1 protein-coding gene is annotated in these 513 nt (G+C 45.8%); it reads left to right on the top strand.

Annotation, left to right across the window (positions count from 1 at the left end):
* On the top strand, nucleotides 1-513 hold a 513-nt coding region (locus R7Q46_RS30445; RefSeq protein WP_318078749.1), incomplete at both ends, for a Lon-like protease helical domain-containing protein.

Genomic DNA, 513 nt, shown 5'->3' with positions numbered 1-513 from the left:
CCTCAACAGCTATATTCTGTAGCAGATCTAGAGAATATGCCATGTAAGTCGACCAAGGAACTGCCTCCTATTGACGAAATCGTGGGACAAGAGCGTGCGCAAAAAGCGGTCGAGTTTGCGATGTCAATTAAGGAAAAAGGGTACAACATTTACGCCATCGGTCAGAACGGGCTAGGTAAGCGCACGATGATTCTGCGCTATTTGAATCGTCACCAGCATGACGCCGATGCGTTATTTGACTGGTGTTACGTCGCGAATTTTGAAGATACACGCACGCCTAAAGTGTTAAAGCTCCCTTGTGGAATCGGTAACAAACTGCGTGTTGATATTGAAGCCTTAATGGGGAAATTGCTTAACGCGCTGCCATTAGCTTTTGATAACGAAATGTACTTTAGCCGTGCTGATCGTTTGAAAAACCAGTTGGCAAACAAACAGCAAAATGAATTGGACCGCATTAGCCGTGAAGCAAAAGAGCACGGCATCAGCCTGACGATCACATCGCAAGGCGATTAT

This window comes from Vibrio sp. 811 (assembly GCF_033339195.1).
Note: the sequence above shows the minus strand (reverse complement) of the source record. Positions and strands in the feature narration are given on the sequence as shown.